The 16,171-nt window shown below is 62.4% G+C and carries 13 protein-coding genes and 1 riboswitch; of the genes, 3 read left to right on the top strand and 10 right to left on the bottom strand.

What is annotated here, in order from left to right:
* Window positions 1-44: 44 nt before the first annotated feature.
* Window positions 45-1,703: an MFS transporter gene (locus H3T88_RS00140; RefSeq protein ID WP_198203152.1), complete on the top strand. Its 1,659-nt coding sequence runs from the start codon at window positions 45-47 to the stop codon at window positions 1,701-1,703.
* Between the two features lie 9 nt (window positions 1,704-1,712).
* Here H3T88_RS00140 and H3T88_RS00135 read toward each other — a convergent pair whose 3' ends face one another.
* Window positions 1,713-2,123 carry a DUF4186 domain-containing protein gene (locus tag H3T88_RS00135; protein ID WP_198203151.1) on the bottom strand — a complete coding sequence of 137 codons (411 nt, stop codon included), beginning with the start codon at window positions 2,121-2,123 and terminating at the stop codon, window positions 1,713-1,715.
* Window positions 2,124-2,314: 191 nt separating this feature from the next.
* On the opposite strand from H3T88_RS00135, the gene H3T88_RS00130 reads away from it, so the two are divergent.
* Window positions 2,315-3,604: a class I SAM-dependent methyltransferase gene (locus H3T88_RS00130; RefSeq protein ID WP_198203150.1), complete on the top strand. Its 1,290-nt coding sequence runs from the start codon at window positions 2,315-2,317 to the stop codon at window positions 3,602-3,604.
* A gap of 113 nt (window positions 3,605-3,717) precedes the next feature.
* On the opposite strand, the gene H3T88_RS00125 is transcribed toward H3T88_RS00130, so the two are convergent.
* The 8 genes from H3T88_RS00125 to H3T88_RS00090 all read right to left on the bottom strand — a co-directional run bounded on the left by H3T88_RS00125 (window position 3,718) and on the right by H3T88_RS00090 (window position 13,024).
* Window positions 3,718-4,263 (bottom strand): FMN-binding protein, encoded by a 546-nt coding sequence (locus H3T88_RS00125; protein WP_198203149.1) that lies wholly within the window; start codon window positions 4,261-4,263, stop codon window positions 3,718-3,720.
* A gap of 1 nt (window position 4,264) precedes the next feature.
* The gene (locus tag H3T88_RS00120; protein WP_198203507.1) at window positions 4,265-5,092 is read right to left on the bottom strand and encodes an ABC transporter ATP-binding protein; all 828 of its coding nucleotides are present in this window, start codon (window positions 5,090-5,092) and stop codon (window positions 4,265-4,267) included.
* Between the two features lie 44 nt (window positions 5,093-5,136).
* Window positions 5,137-6,303: an ABC transporter permease gene (locus tag H3T88_RS00115; protein WP_198203506.1), complete on the bottom strand. Its 1,167-nt coding sequence runs from the start codon at window positions 6,301-6,303 to the stop codon at window positions 5,137-5,139.
* A 16-nt stretch (window positions 6,304-6,319) separates the two neighbouring features.
* The gene (locus H3T88_RS00110) at window positions 6,320-7,630 is read right to left on the bottom strand and encodes an ABC transporter permease (protein WP_198203148.1); all 1,311 of its coding nucleotides are present in this window, start codon (window positions 7,628-7,630) and stop codon (window positions 6,320-6,322) included.
* A gap of 21 nt (window positions 7,631-7,651) precedes the next feature.
* Window positions 7,652-8,926 carry a DUF2318 domain-containing protein gene (locus H3T88_RS00105; protein ID WP_198203147.1) on the bottom strand — a complete coding sequence of 425 codons (1,275 nt, stop codon included), beginning with the start codon at window positions 8,924-8,926 and terminating at the stop codon, window positions 7,652-7,654.
* 13 nt (window positions 8,927-8,939) lie between these two features.
* Window positions 8,940-9,563: an iron transporter gene (locus H3T88_RS00100; protein WP_110417790.1), complete on the bottom strand. Its 624-nt coding sequence runs from the start codon at window positions 9,561-9,563 to the stop codon at window positions 8,940-8,942.
* Window positions 9,560-11,374 (bottom strand): FTR1 family iron permease, encoded by a 1,815-nt coding sequence (locus tag H3T88_RS00095; RefSeq protein ID WP_198203146.1) that lies wholly within the window; start codon window positions 11,372-11,374, stop codon window positions 9,560-9,562. Before H3T88_RS00095 ends, H3T88_RS00100 begins: the two co-directional genes overlap by 4 nt.
* Before the next feature lie 159 nt (window positions 11,375-11,533).
* Window positions 11,534-13,024: an amino acid permease gene (locus H3T88_RS00090; protein WP_198203145.1), complete on the bottom strand. Its 1,491-nt coding sequence runs from the start codon at window positions 13,022-13,024 to the stop codon at window positions 11,534-11,536.
* Between the two features lie 305 nt (window positions 13,025-13,329).
* Here H3T88_RS00090 and H3T88_RS00085 point away from each other — a divergent pair, with 305 nt between their 5' ends.
* Window positions 13,330-14,793 carry an amino acid permease gene (locus H3T88_RS00085; RefSeq protein ID WP_198203144.1) on the top strand — a complete coding sequence of 488 codons (1,464 nt, stop codon included), beginning with the start codon at window positions 13,330-13,332 and terminating at the stop codon, window positions 14,791-14,793.
* Window positions 14,794-14,808: 15 nt separating this feature from the next.
* Here H3T88_RS00085 and H3T88_RS00080 read toward each other — a convergent pair whose 3' ends face one another.
* Window positions 14,809-15,765 carry a 3-hydroxyacyl-CoA dehydrogenase family protein gene (locus H3T88_RS00080; RefSeq protein ID WP_198203143.1) on the bottom strand — a complete coding sequence of 319 codons (957 nt, stop codon included), beginning with the start codon at window positions 15,763-15,765 and terminating at the stop codon, window positions 14,809-14,811.
* A 173-nt stretch (window positions 15,766-15,938) separates the two neighbouring features.
* Window positions 15,939-16,117: riboswitch (Lysine riboswitch) on the top strand.
* Window positions 16,118-16,171 lie beyond the last annotated feature (54 nt).

Genomic DNA, 16,171 nt, shown 5'->3' with positions numbered 1-16,171 from the left:
AGGCGGAAAAGACGAACAACGGCCTAGTGGCCGGAGAAGGAATAATGGCAGAGAACGATAAAATTTCGACTGCAGATAGCGGCCAGCACGAGCAGAAACAGCGTGATCGACAGACAGCCAAGCAACTGAAGAAGCAGCAGGCCGCGGAAAAGCGCAGGGCCCGCAAACAGAATCCCAAACCGCACCGGGGCTGGAGCGAGCGCCTGCACCTGACCGACATCAACGTAGTGGACAGATCCACCCTCAAGCGGGCCATCGCCGGCACCGTGGTCGGCAACTTCATGGAATGGTACGACGTGGGGGTCTACGGCTATCTGGCGGTGACCATCGGCCGCGTCTTCCTGTCCGACGCATCCGATGCCGTGCAGCGGCTCTTCTCTCTTGGTGTTTTCGCCGTCACTTTCGTTGCCCGCCCGCTGGGCGGCGTGGTCCTGGGCCAGCTGGGCGACAAGGTCGGCCGTCAGCGCATTCTGGCCTTCACCCTGCTTAGCATGTCCGCAGCCACCCTGCTGATCGGCCTTCTGCCCAGCTATGCTGCCGTCGGTCCGCTGGCACCTATTCTGCTTATCCTGCTCAAGCTGATCCAAGGCTTCTCCACAGGCGGCGAGTACGCAGGTGCCTCGACCATGGTCACCGAATATTCCCCTGACCGGCATCGTGGCTTCTTCGCCTCCCTGCTGGACGTGGGATCCTACCTGGGCTACGCCTTCGGAGCAGCCTTGGTCTCCCTCCTGGAGTTCTCCATCTCCCCAGAAGCCATGCTGGCCTGGGGCTGGCGCATCCCCTTCATCATCGCCCTGCCGCTGGCTGCCATCGCGGTCTACTTCCGGGCCAAGGTTCAGGACACCCCTGCCTTCCGTCAAGCCCAGGATGCCAGCGACGAGAAGACCAAGAGCCAGCACAAGAGCCTGCTGGACCTGATCCGGGGCTATTGGCGGGAACTGCTCATGGCCTTCATCCTGGTGGCCGCGGCCAACACCCTGAGCTACACGCTGACCGCCTACATGCCCACCTACCTGTCGGGCACCCTGCACTACAACACAGCCCAGGCCAACCTGCTCTCCCTGCCGGTCCTGCTCATGGTGGCCTGCTGCATCCCCATCACCGGAGCCCTTTCCGACCGCTTTGGCCGCAAGAAGGTGCTGTTTATGGGAGCATTCACTGGACTGTGCCTGTCCCTGCCCGCTTTCCGACTGTTGGAGCATGAAACCACGGGTGCCGTCTTCGGCGGACTGGTCCTGCTGGCCATCCCAGTCATCTTCTTCGTGGCCAACCTGGCATCCACCCTGCCGGCTCTCTTCCCAACCGCGTCCCGTTACGGCGGCATGGGCCTGTCATACAACCTGGCCGTAGCCGTCTTCGGCGGAACCGCGCCTGTCATCATGGAAGGGCTGGTGACCGCGACCGGCAAGTCCCTGGCACCTGCCTACTGGATCATGTTCACCTCGACCTGCGGTCTGATCACCGTGCTCTTCCTGGCCGAGACCGCCCGGCGCCCCATGCCCGGAACCCTGCCCACCGTGCTCAACCGGCAGGAGGCACGCGACCTGGTGGCCACACAGGACCGCAATCCCGACCTGGACGTGAAGACCATCATCAAGGATGCCGAAGAGAGTGGCGTGCGCAAGACACCGAAAAAGCTGGTTGCCGAGACACGCAAACTTCTGGGCCTTTCCCACACAGGCACCAGGAACAAGAAGTAGCGAGCGCTGTTAGGCCGAACGGACCGGGTGATTCACCAAATCTCGCTCGACCCAGGTCATGACCAGCTTGGCCAGAGCATCCACCTCCGCATCGGTCAAAGCCCGTCCGCGCGGGATGTGATGCCAGCGCTCGATGCACCCCCGGCAGCAGGTGGCCGTGGCATGCTGGGCCGTGAAAACTGGATGCCCGCGGTAGGGGGTCTGCTTGCCATCCTTGAATGGATGGGCAGGCCCCACACGCTTGGCCAGCATCTCATGGGCATGGCGGTCGATGGTATCCCTGCCCTTGGCGCGGGCATAGGCGCGATCCTTGGCCGACAGGGAGAATCCAGCCCGAAAACGCGAATGCCCCAATCTGGCAAGAGTGTCCTGAATCCAGGCTTCATCCGCCCCATGCGTCGCTGATCCGCTGTCGGTCATTCCCTGCTCGCCTCCGTATTCAGCCTTACCAAACAGTCTGTGCCCAGGCAAGGTTTCCCATGCGGAATAATTCACCGAACATAGGACCAGCAGGGACCAGTGTCGGGGGTAGGGTGAGGACAGTACCTATATTCATCAACTACTCGACCCGCCGTGTTCCGTCATGTCCGGGTCACGAACAAGGGGGCTTTATGGCCAAAAGCAAGATGACTGTAGCCGAGATGATTGGGCTCTTCCTCACCCCTGACGCGCCTGTGCAGGTGACCGCCTTCGATGGGTCGGTCTTCGGGCAGGACCAAGCGCCACTGCATCTGGAAGTCAAGAATTCCCGTGCCATGTACTACATCACGGAAAATCCCAACGATCTGGGTCTGGCCCGCGCCTACCTGCAGGGCGATCTGGACTCTCCCGAGCTGCTGCCAGGCAACCCATACCAGGTTCTCAAGGAACTGATGGGTCTCAAGCACTTCGTCAAGCATCCCAGCAAGATGGAGCTGGCCCGGGCCGCAGGGGCTGTCTTCTCTCACGGAGTGCGCGTGCCCGAGCCGCCGGCCATCGAAGGGCCCTCGCTGGCCAAGCGACTGTCTGAGGGCATCCGTCCCCACACCCGCCGGGGCGACGCAGCCACTGTCAGCTACCACTACGACCAGTCCAACGACTTCTATCGGCTCTTCCTGGGCTCCTCCATGACATACACCTGTGCCGTCTTCGAGAAGGCGGACGGCAGCCTGGAGGACGCTCAGTGGCACAAGCTCAACATGGTCCTGGACAAGATGCACCTGAACAAGGGCGACCGTCTGCTTGACGTGGGCTGCGGCTGGGGCTCCATGGCAATAGCGGCCGCCCGCCGTGGCATCCACGTCATCGGCGTGACTCTGGCTGAGGAGCAGGTGGAGTGGGCCCAGAACTGGATCCGCCAGGAGGGTCTGCAGGATCTGGCCGAGGTCCGGCTGATGGATTATCGCGACGTGCCCGAGTCCGGCTTCGATGGAATCTGCTCCATCGGCATGATGGAGCATGTGGGCTATAAGCAGTACCCCTCCTACTTCAAGGAGATGATGGACAAGCTGCGTCCGGGCGGCATCCTGCTCAACCACCAGATCACCCGCACCAACTCCCACGACCACAAGCGGGCCGGCGGATTCATCGACCGCTACATCTTCCCCGACGGTGAGCTGGCCAGCCCGGCCGAGATCGAACTGGCCATCCAGGACACCGGCTTCGAGGTCATCACCCAGGAGAACCTGCGTCAGCACTATGCGCTGACCCTCAAGCACTGGACTGAGAACCTCCAGGAGCATTGGGACCAGGCCAAGCCCATGGTGGGCGAGCCCAAGGCGCGACTCTGGGGCCTGTATATGGCCGGCGCGCGGCTCAACTTCGAGCTCGACAACATTCAAATACACCAGTTCCAGTGCATCAAGCCCGATCCCGAGACCGGCACGGACACCTACCCGCTGCGGCCCTGGTGGGATCGGTAGTTGGTCTGAGGCGACCGATATAACTACACGACCTATAATATAGAAGGCTTGAAAAGGGGCGAGGACTCGACTCCTCGCCCTTTTTTGTTTCCGCCGCCCTTACAGCCAGGCTCTCAGGACGACCTCTCCGCCGAAGCCTCCAGCCGGGCCAGGTCCAGAGCCTTGTTGAAGGCGTCCGAGGTCCAGCTGGCCCCAGCCACCTTGTCCACCTTGAGGTCCTTGAGCGGACGCCCCTGGACTACTCCGGGCACAGCCCGAGCGAAGCGTTCCATGTGGCCGCGCGAGATGGGCGAATCCGAATGCCCCTGAACCTGGACCCGGGTCACCTGGCCTCCTGACAGGTCCAGATCCACATCGATGCTGTCAGCCCCGTCATGCCCGTATTTGCCCGTCAGAGCGTAGGTGCCGTCGTGATAGTTGCCCGTGTCAGCCGGACTGGTCGGCAGTCCATCACGGGAGACGGCCGTGGGGTTGCCCTCGCCCGCAGCGCCGGCTCCCGACTCTGGAGCAGAGCTGGACTCGGCGCCCGATCCGGCGAACTCGTCGTCCATGGGCTTGGCCTGCTGGCTCCCGCAACCGCCCAGGAGTGAGCCGACCGCCACCAGAGTCGCCAATGTTGCCGAGGCCGTGGCCAGTCCCCGAGACTTGCTTTTGGCCATTTCAACGCCCTCCTTCTGATTCAGCGGCCGATCCCGGCAGGGAGCCGCCGGTCTTGGCCGTCTTAGTGGGGTCATGGAAACCCACTGGAATATCCTGGTCCCCGGAATCGACAGGAGTTCCACTGAAGGCCGGCCGACCTCCGGCAGCCAGGTAGGCCTGCTTGGCCTCCTCATCATTCCACTGCTCGCCGGCCAGCACACCGTGGTTGAGCATGATCTCCCGCTGGGCACATGAGGCCACCAAGGCATCGTGGGTGACCACGATCAAAGAGGTCCCCTGGTCATGCAATTGCCTAAAGAGGTCCAGCACAATCCGCTCATTGGCCTCGTCCAGGTTGCCAGTGGGCTCGTCAGCCAGGATCAGCTTGGGCTCGTTGATCAATGCCCGGGCCACGCAGACCCGCTGCTGCTCGCCGCCCGAAAGCTGACTGGGCAGGTGGCGGGCCCGATCCGCCAGACCCACACGGTCCAGGGCCTTCATGGCCTGGTCCTCATCCACCACCGAGTGGTAGTACTGGGCCACCATGACATTCTCCAGGGCGGTCAGATGCGGGACCAGGTAGAACTTCTGGAAAACCAGACCGATTACGTTCTTACGCACATCGGCCAGCTGGGACTGGCTCAGATCCTCCAGCGGCCGCCCTTGCAGTCGGACCGACCCCCGGCTGGGGGTGTCCATGCAACCCAGAATGTTCATCAGCGTGGTCTTGCCCGAGCCGGAGGACCCCACCACGGCCAGCCACTGGCCCTGCGGGACGCTCAGATTCAGGTCGTCCAGGGCGTGCAAATCGCCGTAAATCTTGGAAACATGGTCCAGGTCCAGCAGCATGCCGCCGCCCGACTGGAACTCGCTCGCCTTTGCCTGCGTCATTGTCATTCCTCCCTCAAAACCAGGGCCGGGTCGATACGCGAAGCCCGGAGGACCGGCCGGATGGATGCGATCATGGATATGGCCACGCTCAACAGGACCGTGCCCAGGGCCAGCCACCAGTTGAAGCCCAGCGGCCGCTGGAAGACGGATAGGCAGAGCAGCCGGGCGAAGCCATAACCCAAGGCGGTGCCGATCAGACCTCCAGCCAATCCGTAGCAGGCCGACTCTGCCAGAAACTCCATGGCTATCCCCCGCGAGGAGGCACCCAAGGCCTTGCGCAGGCCGATCTCGCTGCGCCGCTGGGAGACAATGGAGGCCATGGTGGTCCCCACGCCCACAAAGGTCAGGACCAGCACCACCACCGAAACGAGCCAGAAGAGCGACTGGAGCATGGCGATGGTGTGGCTGTCGCCCGCTGTGATCCTGGTGACCGGCCGGGCCTTGACCCCCATGGAGGTCATGTCGTTGATGCCGGCAGCGATGGTCTTCAGCCCCGAGGTCATGGTGTTGACCGAGTATTCGATGACATCGGTGCCCCGCTTGGCCCCGGTCAGGAGCTCCAGATCAGACAGGTCGGCGTAGATGATCCGATCCTCTGGACCACCGGTATCGACGATGCCGCCCACTCGAAAATCACGGCCCTGGCCTCCGGCCTTGCCTGTGCCGGTGACCTGTCCGGCCGGATAGCCGATGGTCATCCGCTTGCCGGTGGCCAGCCCCAGCGAATCAGCCAGGTCCCGCCCCACCATGACCGAACCAGGCCGGGGCCAGGAACCCTCCACGCTCCAGTGGCGGTTGAGCTGACGAACCTGGTCGGGGTGGATGCCGGCCATCTCTCGGGCCCCGGCATTGACCTGCACCGTCTCATATCGATAGGTGGCGTACCTTGCCGGAGCCTTGGCGGTCACCATATGGGTGGTGTGGTCCACCATGCCCTGTTCGATGCCGGACCCGGACCGATTGCCTCCCTGGATGGGCGAGACGACCAGGTTGGCCCCGTAGGAACGCATCTCCTGGTTGATCTGCCTAGGGGCCTCAATGCAGACCGCCGCCAGGCAGAAGAGGGTGGCGGCACCCACCAGGGAGGCCACCACGGCCATCAGGGCCCGGCCACGACGGCGGAAAACGGCCCCGAAGAGCATGGTCAGGAACATGCGGGTGTTGGTCATATGGCTCTTATGGCGATCAGCGGCCATGAAGCACCTCCGCCGGCCGAAGCCGCAGAATCGATCTGATGGACGAGATGGACGCCAGCAGCACTGTAATGGCCAACAGCACGAAGACCAGCACGAAGACCATGGGCCTCATGGTAATGCCCGAGCCGAAGACCACCCTGCCCACGATCTGAGCCACCCCAGAGCCCAGCAGAGCACCGACCAGAGCCCCGGCCAGGGCGATCAGGGCCGTCTCCGCCAGCACCAATCGGGACACAGCCCCGTCGGTGGCGCCCAAGGCCTTGAGCAGGGCGAACTCCGAGGACCGCTCGCTTATGGAGGACGCCATCAGGTTGGCCACGGCTATGGCTGCCGCCAGCAGGCTGAGCACGGTCATCAGGATCATGACCGCCTGGGTTTTCTGCAGAACATCGCCCTGCAGGGCAGCCACCTGTCTGACCTGCTTGGCCATGGACCCGGGGATGGCCTCCTCGATCTGGTAGGCGATGGATGAGGGATAGGCCGTGCAGTACCAGGTCTCCCATTCGTCCTGGGAGAGGGCAGCAGGGTTTCGCGCAGCCTTGCGCGCCAGATCGTTCTCGGGCGTGGTCAGGGCCTTGACCTCCACCTGGTCGATCTGATCGGTCAGGCCGGACATCTCCTGTAGCGGCCGGGTAGGCAGGTAGAGGGAGGAGGCATCGGCATCACCGGAGTCGAAGATGCCTACGATGGTGACGGTCCGCCGCTGATCGCCCAGACCGACCTTGACCTGGTCACCAACCTGACTGCCGCCCAGTCGTGCAGCCAGCTCTTTGCCCATCATGGCCTCGGTCCTGCCGCCGGACCCAGCCTCGTCCTTGGGCCAGCGTCCTTGAACCTTCCACCAGGGTCGAAGACCTTTCAGACCCGCAGTGCTGCTTTCACCGCTGTCCACCTTGACGGTCCGGCCGAACCAGGTGCCCACCAGGGGGGCGCCGACCTGGTCCACAGTGCCACGAAGGTCCAGGCGGGGGGCGAAGTCGGTGATGTTGTAGGCCCAGAAGATGGTCTTGATCTTGGGCACCTGGGACTCCTTGAGGAAGGCGGTCGGCGTTGACTCGTCACCTGAGGGGCCGCCCTCCTGGTCGCCGTAGAGGTCGGAGACCACGGCATCCGCCTTGGCCTGGACCGTGATATTGGATCCATAGGTGGACAGTTCCGCGTTGAGCTTGTCGCCCACATCGAAGACCACCCCCAGCATGGCCGTTGCTACGCAGGCAGACAGGCAGACCGTGACGGCGATGAGCATTCTTCGCCCAAACTGGCGGCTGAATGACCGCAGCATCATTCGCATGAAGAACATACCAACCGCTCCTTCCCTTTTTCAGCTCTTGAAGTGCGAGGACAGAGCATCCAGGTCGGCGGTGCTGATTAGTATGGCCCCCCGACCGGTCTTATAGGGCAGAGGGACGGGATTACAGCCGCCCTTGAACCCGATGGTGGCCAGGTTGATGGCTACGTCGCACTTCTTGCAGATGATCTTGCCGTCTTTTTCGTAATAGCCCGCATCCCCGCAGTTATCGCAGGCATCCAGCCCTACCCCGTAGGCCGCGCCATTCTTGCGGATGATGATGAAGCGCATCTCGGTGCCGTCCTTGGCCCGGTAGCTGAATCGGTGCAGGTGGCCATCCTCCACCTGGGAGAAACGAATGGTAGCCGTATCGGCAGTCAAGGAATACTGCTCTGGAGGCGAAAGCACGGGCACCTGGTGGGCCTTGGCGGTACCCACCGTCAGGGCCAGGGTGACGCCGATCATGGCCACCAGGCTCCAGACCGCTGATGCCAGGGCCCTCCGGCGGAAGGCACGGTGGCTACGATCGTCGGCTGTGGAGGCTCCGGTCACCGGCATGCGCCAGCCTGCGACCAGGCAGGCCAGGACTGGAATGATGAAGACCAAGACCTGGGCAAGAACCAGGATGAGGTCGGCGTTGTAACCCAGGGCCATGACCCGGAAGGCCCAGCCGTGCAGAAGAACCAGGCCGGTGGTCTGCATCAGGGCCACCAGGGCTACGCCGTGCCGGATCAGCAGCAGGACCACCATGAGCAGGGCGGCCAGACGAAAGGCCATCCGAGGGCAGGATGTATGCATGGTCCTCAGAATGGCAGCCACCGTCACAGCGGCAGCCAGACCGAGCAGGAAGCCCAGGGCCCGCAGGAGCATGGCCGAGGTCAGCACCGGCTCCCCCGGCTCCACAAAGGCCGTAAGCTGCAGGATGACATCAGGCAGGGCACGGAAGGCGGTCAGGGCTATGGCCAGGGCCGCCAGGGCGTTGACCAGATCCATGGCCCAGGGGCGACGATGCCAGTCCGAGACCAGCCGGTCGGCGACCACCACCACCACGATGGCCGCCAGGTCGGTCAGAACGCAGGCTACCAGGGTCGGATAGTTGACCATGGTCCGGCGGTTGATGATCACGGTGGCGCGCAAGAGGGCAAAGACCAACGCCCCCAGCACGCCGACCCCCAGGCCGATCAGTCGCCAGGAGGAGGAACGGGGCCGATCGCGGCCCTCGCCCACCTCCAGCAGCACGCTGAATACCATGACCAGGAGGGCCGGGGCCAGCGTCCCCGGCAAGACCGTGACAAATTGCTCAAGCATGGTGCATGGCAGCTTACCACTGATGGGGCGTGTAGTCCCAGTCCCAGCTGACCACGATGGGCTCGGTCCAGAAGTGTCCCTTCACGCCGGTCTCCGGGTCGACGTGCAGCATCCAGCCCTTCTTCTCAGGAGAGTCGATGGAATAGGTCAGCTTGTAGGATCCGGCCTTCTCCATCTTGATGTTGGCCCCGTAATGTGGGCCATCCGAGGCGTTCATCTGCATGAAGGTGCCGGACTGCTTGTCGTTGGGGTCATCCTTGTTCTGAATGGTGTAGTTGACGGTCAGATCCGGGACGAACTCGCCCTTGGCATAGCCCAGGTTGTTGTTGGGCAGGGCGTGGATATCGGCCTCCAGGTGCAGGCTGGCATCGGCCGCCTTCAGACCCATGGAGGCGGGCTCCATGTCGATGGGCTGGAAGAAGACCGTGCCGATGTTCAGGGGACCCTTCTGCTGATCGTCGGGCGGGATGGGGATCTCCTCGAACCCGGCCCCCTTGCCCGCCGAGGACTGGGAGGCGCCGGAGGCCTCAGGCGCTTGGGCCTCACGGGTGCCTGACCCGCTGGAGCCGCACCCCGCCAGGGCCAGGGTGCCCGAGAGCACCAGCGCGACCAAGGCGGTCAATTGTCTCTTCTTCATGATTGTCCTTCGCTCTTCGGTGTTTGCATGGATGCCGTGACCTCAGAGGGCACAGCCCCTTCGGCGGCCTGCTCGGTTTCCGTCCGATGGACGGGTGCCGACGGCGACCCGCCGGAGTCCTGATTCGACCGCGACCGCTCCTGCTTGTGCAGGCGGTGGGTCGACACAATTGCCAGCACGACCACGACCAGGGCCGCCAGAATCTGGGCGCCGATGGTCTGCGTGTAGGGATACAGCCCGATCCAGTCGCTGGTGGGCACACCGGGCAGATAGGTAGCCGGCACCAGGTCGCCCTCGATCAGGGCATGAACCCCGCCCCCGGCGAAGATGATCACCATGACCGCCATGAGCAGGCTGGTGATGATGAAGAAGGGCCGGATGGGAATCTTGACCGAGGTGAAGCGGATGAGCACGAAGACGATGACCAGGACCACGGCGGCAGCCGCAAAACCGGTCCAAATCTCCCGCCTGCCGCCGGGGGCCATGGCGAAGATGGCCTGGTAGAACATGACCGTCTCAGCACCCTCCCTGAAGACCGCCAGGAAGGAGAGCAGGGCCAGGGAGATCACGCTGCCCTTCGAGATGGCCGCCACGGTCCGGCTTTGAATATAGCGGTTCCAGGATTCCACAGAGGACTTGGACAGCATCCAGTTGCTGGTGTAGAGCAACATGAGCATGGCCACCAAGGCCACCACGCCCTCCAGGATCTCCTGCTGGGGACCATTCCCGTTGAAGAGCAGGGTGAAGAGCAGGGCCACCAGCCCGCTGGCTACGAGGCCGGCTGCAATGCCCCAGTAGATGTGCCGAACCTTGTCCTTATGGCCGGACTTGACCAGGTAGGCAATGATGGCCGCCACCACCAGGATTGCCTCCAGCCCCTCCCTCAACAGGACCACAAAGGCCTGGCCGAAGGCGGAGGTCAGGAAGGACGTCCACCCATTGACCTTGTCCGCGGCGCCTCCGTCCAGAATGGTTGCGTCCTCGACCAGCATGCTCTTGAGGTCATTCACCAGGGTCTTTGCCGGCTTGCCCGCCACCATGGCCATCCGGGTCTCCTTGAACTGGTATTCCACCTGAGAGACCCTGTTGCCGCTGATGGCGTTCATGACGTTCTTCTCGAAGCCCAGCTTTTCGTAATACTGGTAATAAGCCTTGTTGACCAGGTCGGATCCCGCCTGACCATGCCCCTTGGAAGCCTGGGCGAGCGCCTGATCCAGGATGGGCGTCATCTCATGGGCCACCTGGGTCCAGGTCCGGTCGCCCTTGCCGGTGTTCCGATGCTTCTTGGCTGCATCCAACCGTCGACGATCCGCCTTGATCTGCTCCTGCTGGGCCTTGGCATAGGCACGGGGATTGGCCAGCCCTTGGGTGGCATCCAGCTGGTTGGCCGCAGCGGCCAGATCAACCTTGAGCTTTTCACTGCCCTCGGTCAGGGCCTGCCCGGCATCCGGGGCATAGGCCTGATTCTGCAGGGACTGGAACTGCCCATCCAGAGCGTTGCGCCTATCCTGCCCCAGGGTCGACTCGACCACCGAGACGAATCCGGATCCCACATAGCTTACGTTGTAGGCCCCCATGAATTGCGAGGCCGCCCCGGCATGATCCCCCCGGGCATAGTCCTCACACCCTCTATCCAACTGATGGGATACTGAGTCAGCCACCTGGGTCCAGCTGTCATAGTCCGTGGCCCCGCTCGCCGCCATGGCCGATTGCGGGGTCTGCAAGACCAGGAACATCAGGGCCAGCAACAGGCATGAAAGCAGAGAGCCAGCGGTTCTGGCCACTCGCGTCCTGCCGACCTGTGCAACCATGGGCGATGATCTCCTTCGTCAGTCCCTCGTAATCGAACCTGCGAGAAACGAAGGCCGATTTGACAACTACCGAAAATCAATCTAGCTCAAGCACAAGTGGAAAAACAGACTTGTTTATAGCCTTTTGAGGCCATATAATGCGCCCACGCCCGTAGATGGTCAGTCGACCGACAACGGCTCACCCCTATGCTTCCACAGGCAGATGCCACCGAATACCAGTAGCCAGACCAATCCCAGTATGGCTGGATACCGGGTGTCGGGAGCCAGGAAGAGCGAGAGGTAGATCAGGACGAAGAAGGCGATGGCAACGGCTCCAGTCACCCGGTAGGCCGGCATGATGAACCCATCGGGCATGAAGTCCGGGCTGGTCCGGTAGCGACGGTGAGCAAGCAGGGTCAGAATGTAGATAAAGATGATGACCGCGCTGGAGCAGGAGGTGAACAGGACAAAGGTGTTCTCGAAGCCGGGCAGCATATGCAACACCGGAGATAAGAGGATTAGTACTCCGGACAGGATGATGGCTCGGGCGGGCACCTTGCCGCGACGTGAGATTGTGTGCAGGCTGCGCATCACAGGAGAGCGGCCGGCAGCAGCCAGCTGGAAGAGGTTGCGGCCGGCGGAGTAGAGCAGGGAGTTCAGCGAGGAGCTGGCTGCTGTGATGACCACGAAGAAGACCAATGCGGCCGCCCAGTCCACCCCGGCGTAGCGGAAGACCATGACGAAGGGCGAGGTGAAGCTGCCGTCAGCGTTGGGGCGGAAGGATCGCCAGGGCACGATCAGCATGATGGCGACCAGGGCACCCACGTAGAAAATCAGTACGCGCAGGATGATCTGATTGATGGCCTTAGGCAGGACCTTGCGGGGATTCTGGGTCTCGGAGACGGTCACCCCCACGAATTCGATCATCTCGTAGGCGAAGAAGACCATCTGGAAGCTCATGAAGAAAGCCATCCACCCGTTGGGAGCCAGGCTCAAACCGTTGGTGATGTTGTCCAGGCCCGCATGGCCGGCCGGGCTGATCCCGTCCTGTCCCGGCATGTGGACAGCGGGATAGTGGAATCCCGTGATGACCATGACCACAGCCGTGGCGATCATGGCCAGGATCAGGGTGATTTTGATCATGGAGAACCAGAACTCGGTCTCCCCGAAAACCCTTACGGCAATCAGGTTGATGCACACCATGGCCGTCAGGAAGCACAGCTCGATCAGACCCCGCCAGGCACTCAGATCAATGCCGAAGGTGCCGAAGAAGGTGACGAAGTAGGTGCCCACGGCAGTCAGCTCGGACATGCCGATCAGGATGAGCACGATCCAGTAGGACCAGCCGGCGAAGGACCCCCACCCCTGGCCCAGGTAGCGGCTGATGAAGGCGATGAAGGTGTGCTGTACGGGGCTGCGATACATGAGCTCGCCAATGGCCCGCATGAGCAGGTACATGATCAGCCCCACGCCGATGTAGACCAGGATGATGGAGGGACCGGTCAGGGCTATGGACTTGCCCGACCCCAGGAAGAGCCCGGTGCCGATGGTGCCGCCGATGGCGATGAACTGCACATGACGGTTGCTCAGACCGCGTTCCATGCCGTCGCCTGCCGAGGCGCTGTCACCTTGATTCTGCTGCGCCAAAGGGCCATTGCCCGTACGGTTCATGCGACTGCACCTCCTTGTCTTCACAACCCATTAATCATCGCCGCCCAGGAAGGGACGTCCCGTCGAGGCCGGTAGGTCAGCAATACCACAGAGGTGTCGATAACCGGGAGCAGACGGCAGGCACCGACGCCCATGGTAGGACCCGGCGGTCACGATTCGGTGAATTGAACGTCTCATATGGCGGACGTCTATATTCCACAATGCAAAGGTCTAATCATTCTGCCCGGGTCGGCTCCGATAGGGTTGGCCCTGTCAGCCGGTCATATTCAGCTGACAACTATCACCACCTAAGGAATGGCATCCCCATGGATCAACCCAAGGAGTCGCAGGGCAAGAACCTGCGCAAAACCCTGAAGAACAGGCACATCCAGCTCATCTCGCTGGGCGGCGCCATCGGCACGGGACTCTTCTACGGGTCCGGGGAATCCATCTCATTGGCTGGGCCGGCCATCATCATCGCCTATCTGATAGGCGGTCTAGCCATCTTCATGATCGTCAGGGCCATGAGCGAAATGAGCGTGGAAGACCCCAAGTCCGGCGCTTTCAGCTACTACGCCACCCGCTACTGGTCCAAACGCGCGGGCTTTGTATCGGGGTGGAACTACTGGATGAACTACGTGCTGGTATCCATGGTCGAACTTTCCGTAGTGGGCACCTTCGTCAACTTCTGGTTCCCGGCAATACCCGCCTGGGTCTCTGCGGCCTTCTTCCTGGTGGTCATCACGGCAGCCAATCTGATGGGGGTCAGCAAGTTCGGCGAGTTCGAGTTCTGGTTCGCCATCATCAAGATCGCAGCTATCGTCGCCATGATCATCGGCGGCCTGGCCGTCGTGGTCATGGCCCTGCCCACGGCCAACGGTCTGCGGGCATCCTTCGCCAACTGGTTCACAGTAGGCGGCGGGTTCCTGCCCAACGGACTCATGAGGCACGGGGCCAACGGCCAGTGGACCGGCCTGCTCATGTCGCTGGCGGTGGTTATGTTCAGCTTCGGCGGCACCGAGCTGATCGGCATCACCGCCGGGGAGGCCTCCGATCCCCGTCGGACCATCCCCAAGGCCACCAACGCCATTATCTGGAGAATCCTGGTCTTCTACATCCTGACGCTTGGGGTGATCATGGCCGTAGTCCCCTGGAATGCCATCGGCAAGCCCAATGCGCAGGGCATGGTCGTCAGCCCCTTCGTCCAGATCTTCGACTCGGTTGGAGTCCACGCGGCCGCAGGCATCCTCAACTTCGTCTGCCTGACCGCAGTCATGAGCGTCTACAATTCGGCCCTCTACTCCAACTCCCGCATGCTCTTCTCCCTGGCCCGGCAGGGCAACGCCCCCAGGTATCTGGGGCGGCTGTCCAAGGGCGGCGTGCCCTACGCAGGAGTGCTGACCTCGGCCTGCATCATTGCCCTGGCCGTGGTCGTGGTCTTCCTCTGGCCGCAGTTCGCCTTCAACTACCTGATGAGTATCGCAACAATCTCGGCCATCATCAATTGGTCCATGATCATGGTGACCGAGATGCTCTTCCGGCGTGCTGTTGCCCGCGGCGAGGGCCCCGGCGACCTGGCAGGCAGGACCGGCGAAAGCGCTCTGAACGCCCTGCACTTCAAGCTGCCCTTTGCCCGGGTGACCCCTTGGGCGGTCCTGGCCTTCCTGGCCATGATCGTGGTGCTCATGTGCTTCTCGCCCAGCTACCGGGTGGCCGTCATCGCCGGGCCCATCTGGCTGATCGTCCTGCTGGTGGCCTATCAGCTGACCCAGGGGCGAGCGCGGCAGTGATATAAGCGGAAGAACTCAGCGGTCTTTCTCCTTTTTGCGGTCCGCGACCAGCGCCTCCAGCAGCCGCTGGTCGCGGTCGGCGATCATGGCTTGGCTCTCGGCCCCCTGCCAGGAATAGAACCCCTGACCGCTCTTGGCGCCTAGCTGCCCTGCCTGAACCTTGGCCTTCAAGATCGGGTCCTCGCCAGGACGGTTGTCCAAATCGTCGTAGAGGTACTTGGAGATATTGTCGAAGACATCCAATCCTCCCAGATCAGCGCTGGCGATGGGTCCAAGGATGCTCCACCGTCGACCCAGGCTGTAGGTGACGATCTCATCGACGGCCTGCGGTGTGGCGATCCCCCGTTCCACGATATTCAGGCACTCCCGAATAACCGCCGCCTGGATGCGGTTGCCCACGAATCCGAGTGATTCCGTGGACAGCGCCACGGCATGCTTGCCGATGCGGTTCATGAGTTCAACCGTGGTATCCACCACGCCCTGGTCGGTGTCCGCAGCAGGCACCACCTCGACCAGGGGCATGAGCTGGGCGGGATTCCAGAAGTGGGCCACCAGGAACCGCTGAGGATGCTGCAGCACCGAGGCGATCTCAGTGGGCCCCAGTCCCGAGGTGTTAGTGGCCAGAATGGTCTGCTCTCCAACTATGGTCTCCACCTGCTGCCAAACCTGGTGCTTGACATCCATGTCTTCCAAGACGGATTCGATGACAAAGTCGGCATCAGCCAGAATGCCGTAATCAGTGTCCTCCTGAATCCGATCCAGCACGCTCTCCCTCTGATCCTGGGAAATCAACCCAGCACCGATGAAGGTATCCAGATCATGCTCGATCAATCCCCTCCCCCGGTCCAGGGCCTGGCGGCTGGAGTCCACCAGCCGGACCGGATACCCCTGCATGGCGAACTGGAGCGCCGTGGCATGCCCCATGGTCCCCGCTCCGATATTGCCGATTACCTTGATGTCGTCGACCTTCATCAGTCGCTGCCTTCTTTCCTAACGAATTCATACTTATCCTAAGACAGTCGACCGGCATGACCAAGACCGCTCAGCGTGGCCAGGGACATTGCAGATCTGCCTATCGATCATCGAAGACAAGGGATCCGTTTGGGCCTTGTCTGAGAATCCCTCTATGCTGACCGGTAATTGCAAATCACTGAAGAGGTCGCCGAACCTATCAGTAACCGGGATCAGACAGTGCGGTGTCGCGTATTCCCGGCGAAAGGAAGTTCGGCCGAAACGGCACGGATCCGCCCATCCGTCCCGTTGGGCCCGGGTCGAACAGGTCCGGGACTGTCGCAACCCCATGTTGCGGAGCGCTATGTGCAGTGTCACAGACAGGCAATGCGTCTGGATTCCGCCTGAGCGGAACTGACCGGAACCG

This window comes from Bifidobacterium sp. W8110 (assembly GCF_016101375.1).
GTDB classification, from domain to species: Bacteria; Actinomycetota; Actinomycetes; order Actinomycetales; family Bifidobacteriaceae; genus Bombiscardovia; species Bombiscardovia asteroides.
This window is presented reverse-complemented; position numbering and strand designations above follow the sequence as displayed.

Excerpts from the sequence above, each read along its gene's own strand:
- H3T88_RS00140 (WP_198203152.1), top strand. The coding sequence starts at position 45 with ATGGCAGAGAACGATAAAATTTCGACTGCAGATAGCGGCCAGCACGAG.
- H3T88_RS00135 (WP_198203151.1), bottom strand. The coding sequence starts at position 2,123 with ATGACCGACAGCGGATCAGCGACGCATGGGGCGGATGAAGCCTGGATT.
- H3T88_RS00130 (WP_198203150.1), top strand. The coding sequence starts at position 2,315 with ATGGCCAAAAGCAAGATGACTGTAGCCGAGATGATTGGGCTCTTCCTC.
- H3T88_RS00125 (WP_198203149.1), bottom strand. The coding sequence starts at position 4,263 with ATGGCCAAAAGCAAGTCTCGGGGACTGGCCACGGCCTCGGCAACATTG.
- H3T88_RS00120 (WP_198203507.1), bottom strand. The coding sequence starts at position 5,092 with ATGCTGCTGGACCTGGACCATGTTTCCAAGATTTACGGCGATTTGCAC.
- H3T88_RS00115 (WP_198203506.1), bottom strand. The coding sequence starts at position 6,303 with ATGACCAACACCCGCATGTTCCTGACCATGCTCTTCGGGGCCGTTTTC.
- H3T88_RS00110 (WP_198203148.1), bottom strand. The coding sequence starts at position 7,630 with ATGTTCTTCATGCGAATGATGCTGCGGTCATTCAGCCGCCAGTTTGGG.
- H3T88_RS00105 (WP_198203147.1), bottom strand. The coding sequence starts at position 8,926 with ATGCTTGAGCAATTTGTCACGGTCTTGCCGGGGACGCTGGCCCCGGCC.
- H3T88_RS00100 (WP_110417790.1), bottom strand. The coding sequence starts at position 9,563 with ATGAAGAAGAGACAATTGACCGCCTTGGTCGCGCTGGTGCTCTCGGGC.
- H3T88_RS00095 (WP_198203146.1), bottom strand. The coding sequence starts at position 11,374 with ATGGTTGCACAGGTCGGCAGGACGCGAGTGGCCAGAACCGCTGGCTCT.
- H3T88_RS00090 (WP_198203145.1), bottom strand. The coding sequence starts at position 13,024 with ATGAACCGTACGGGCAATGGCCCTTTGGCGCAGCAGAATCAAGGTGAC.
- H3T88_RS00085 (WP_198203144.1), top strand. The coding sequence starts at position 13,330 with ATGGATCAACCCAAGGAGTCGCAGGGCAAGAACCTGCGCAAAACCCTG.
- H3T88_RS00080 (WP_198203143.1), bottom strand. The coding sequence starts at position 15,765 with ATGAAGGTCGACGACATCAAGGTAATCGGCAATATCGGAGCGGGGACC.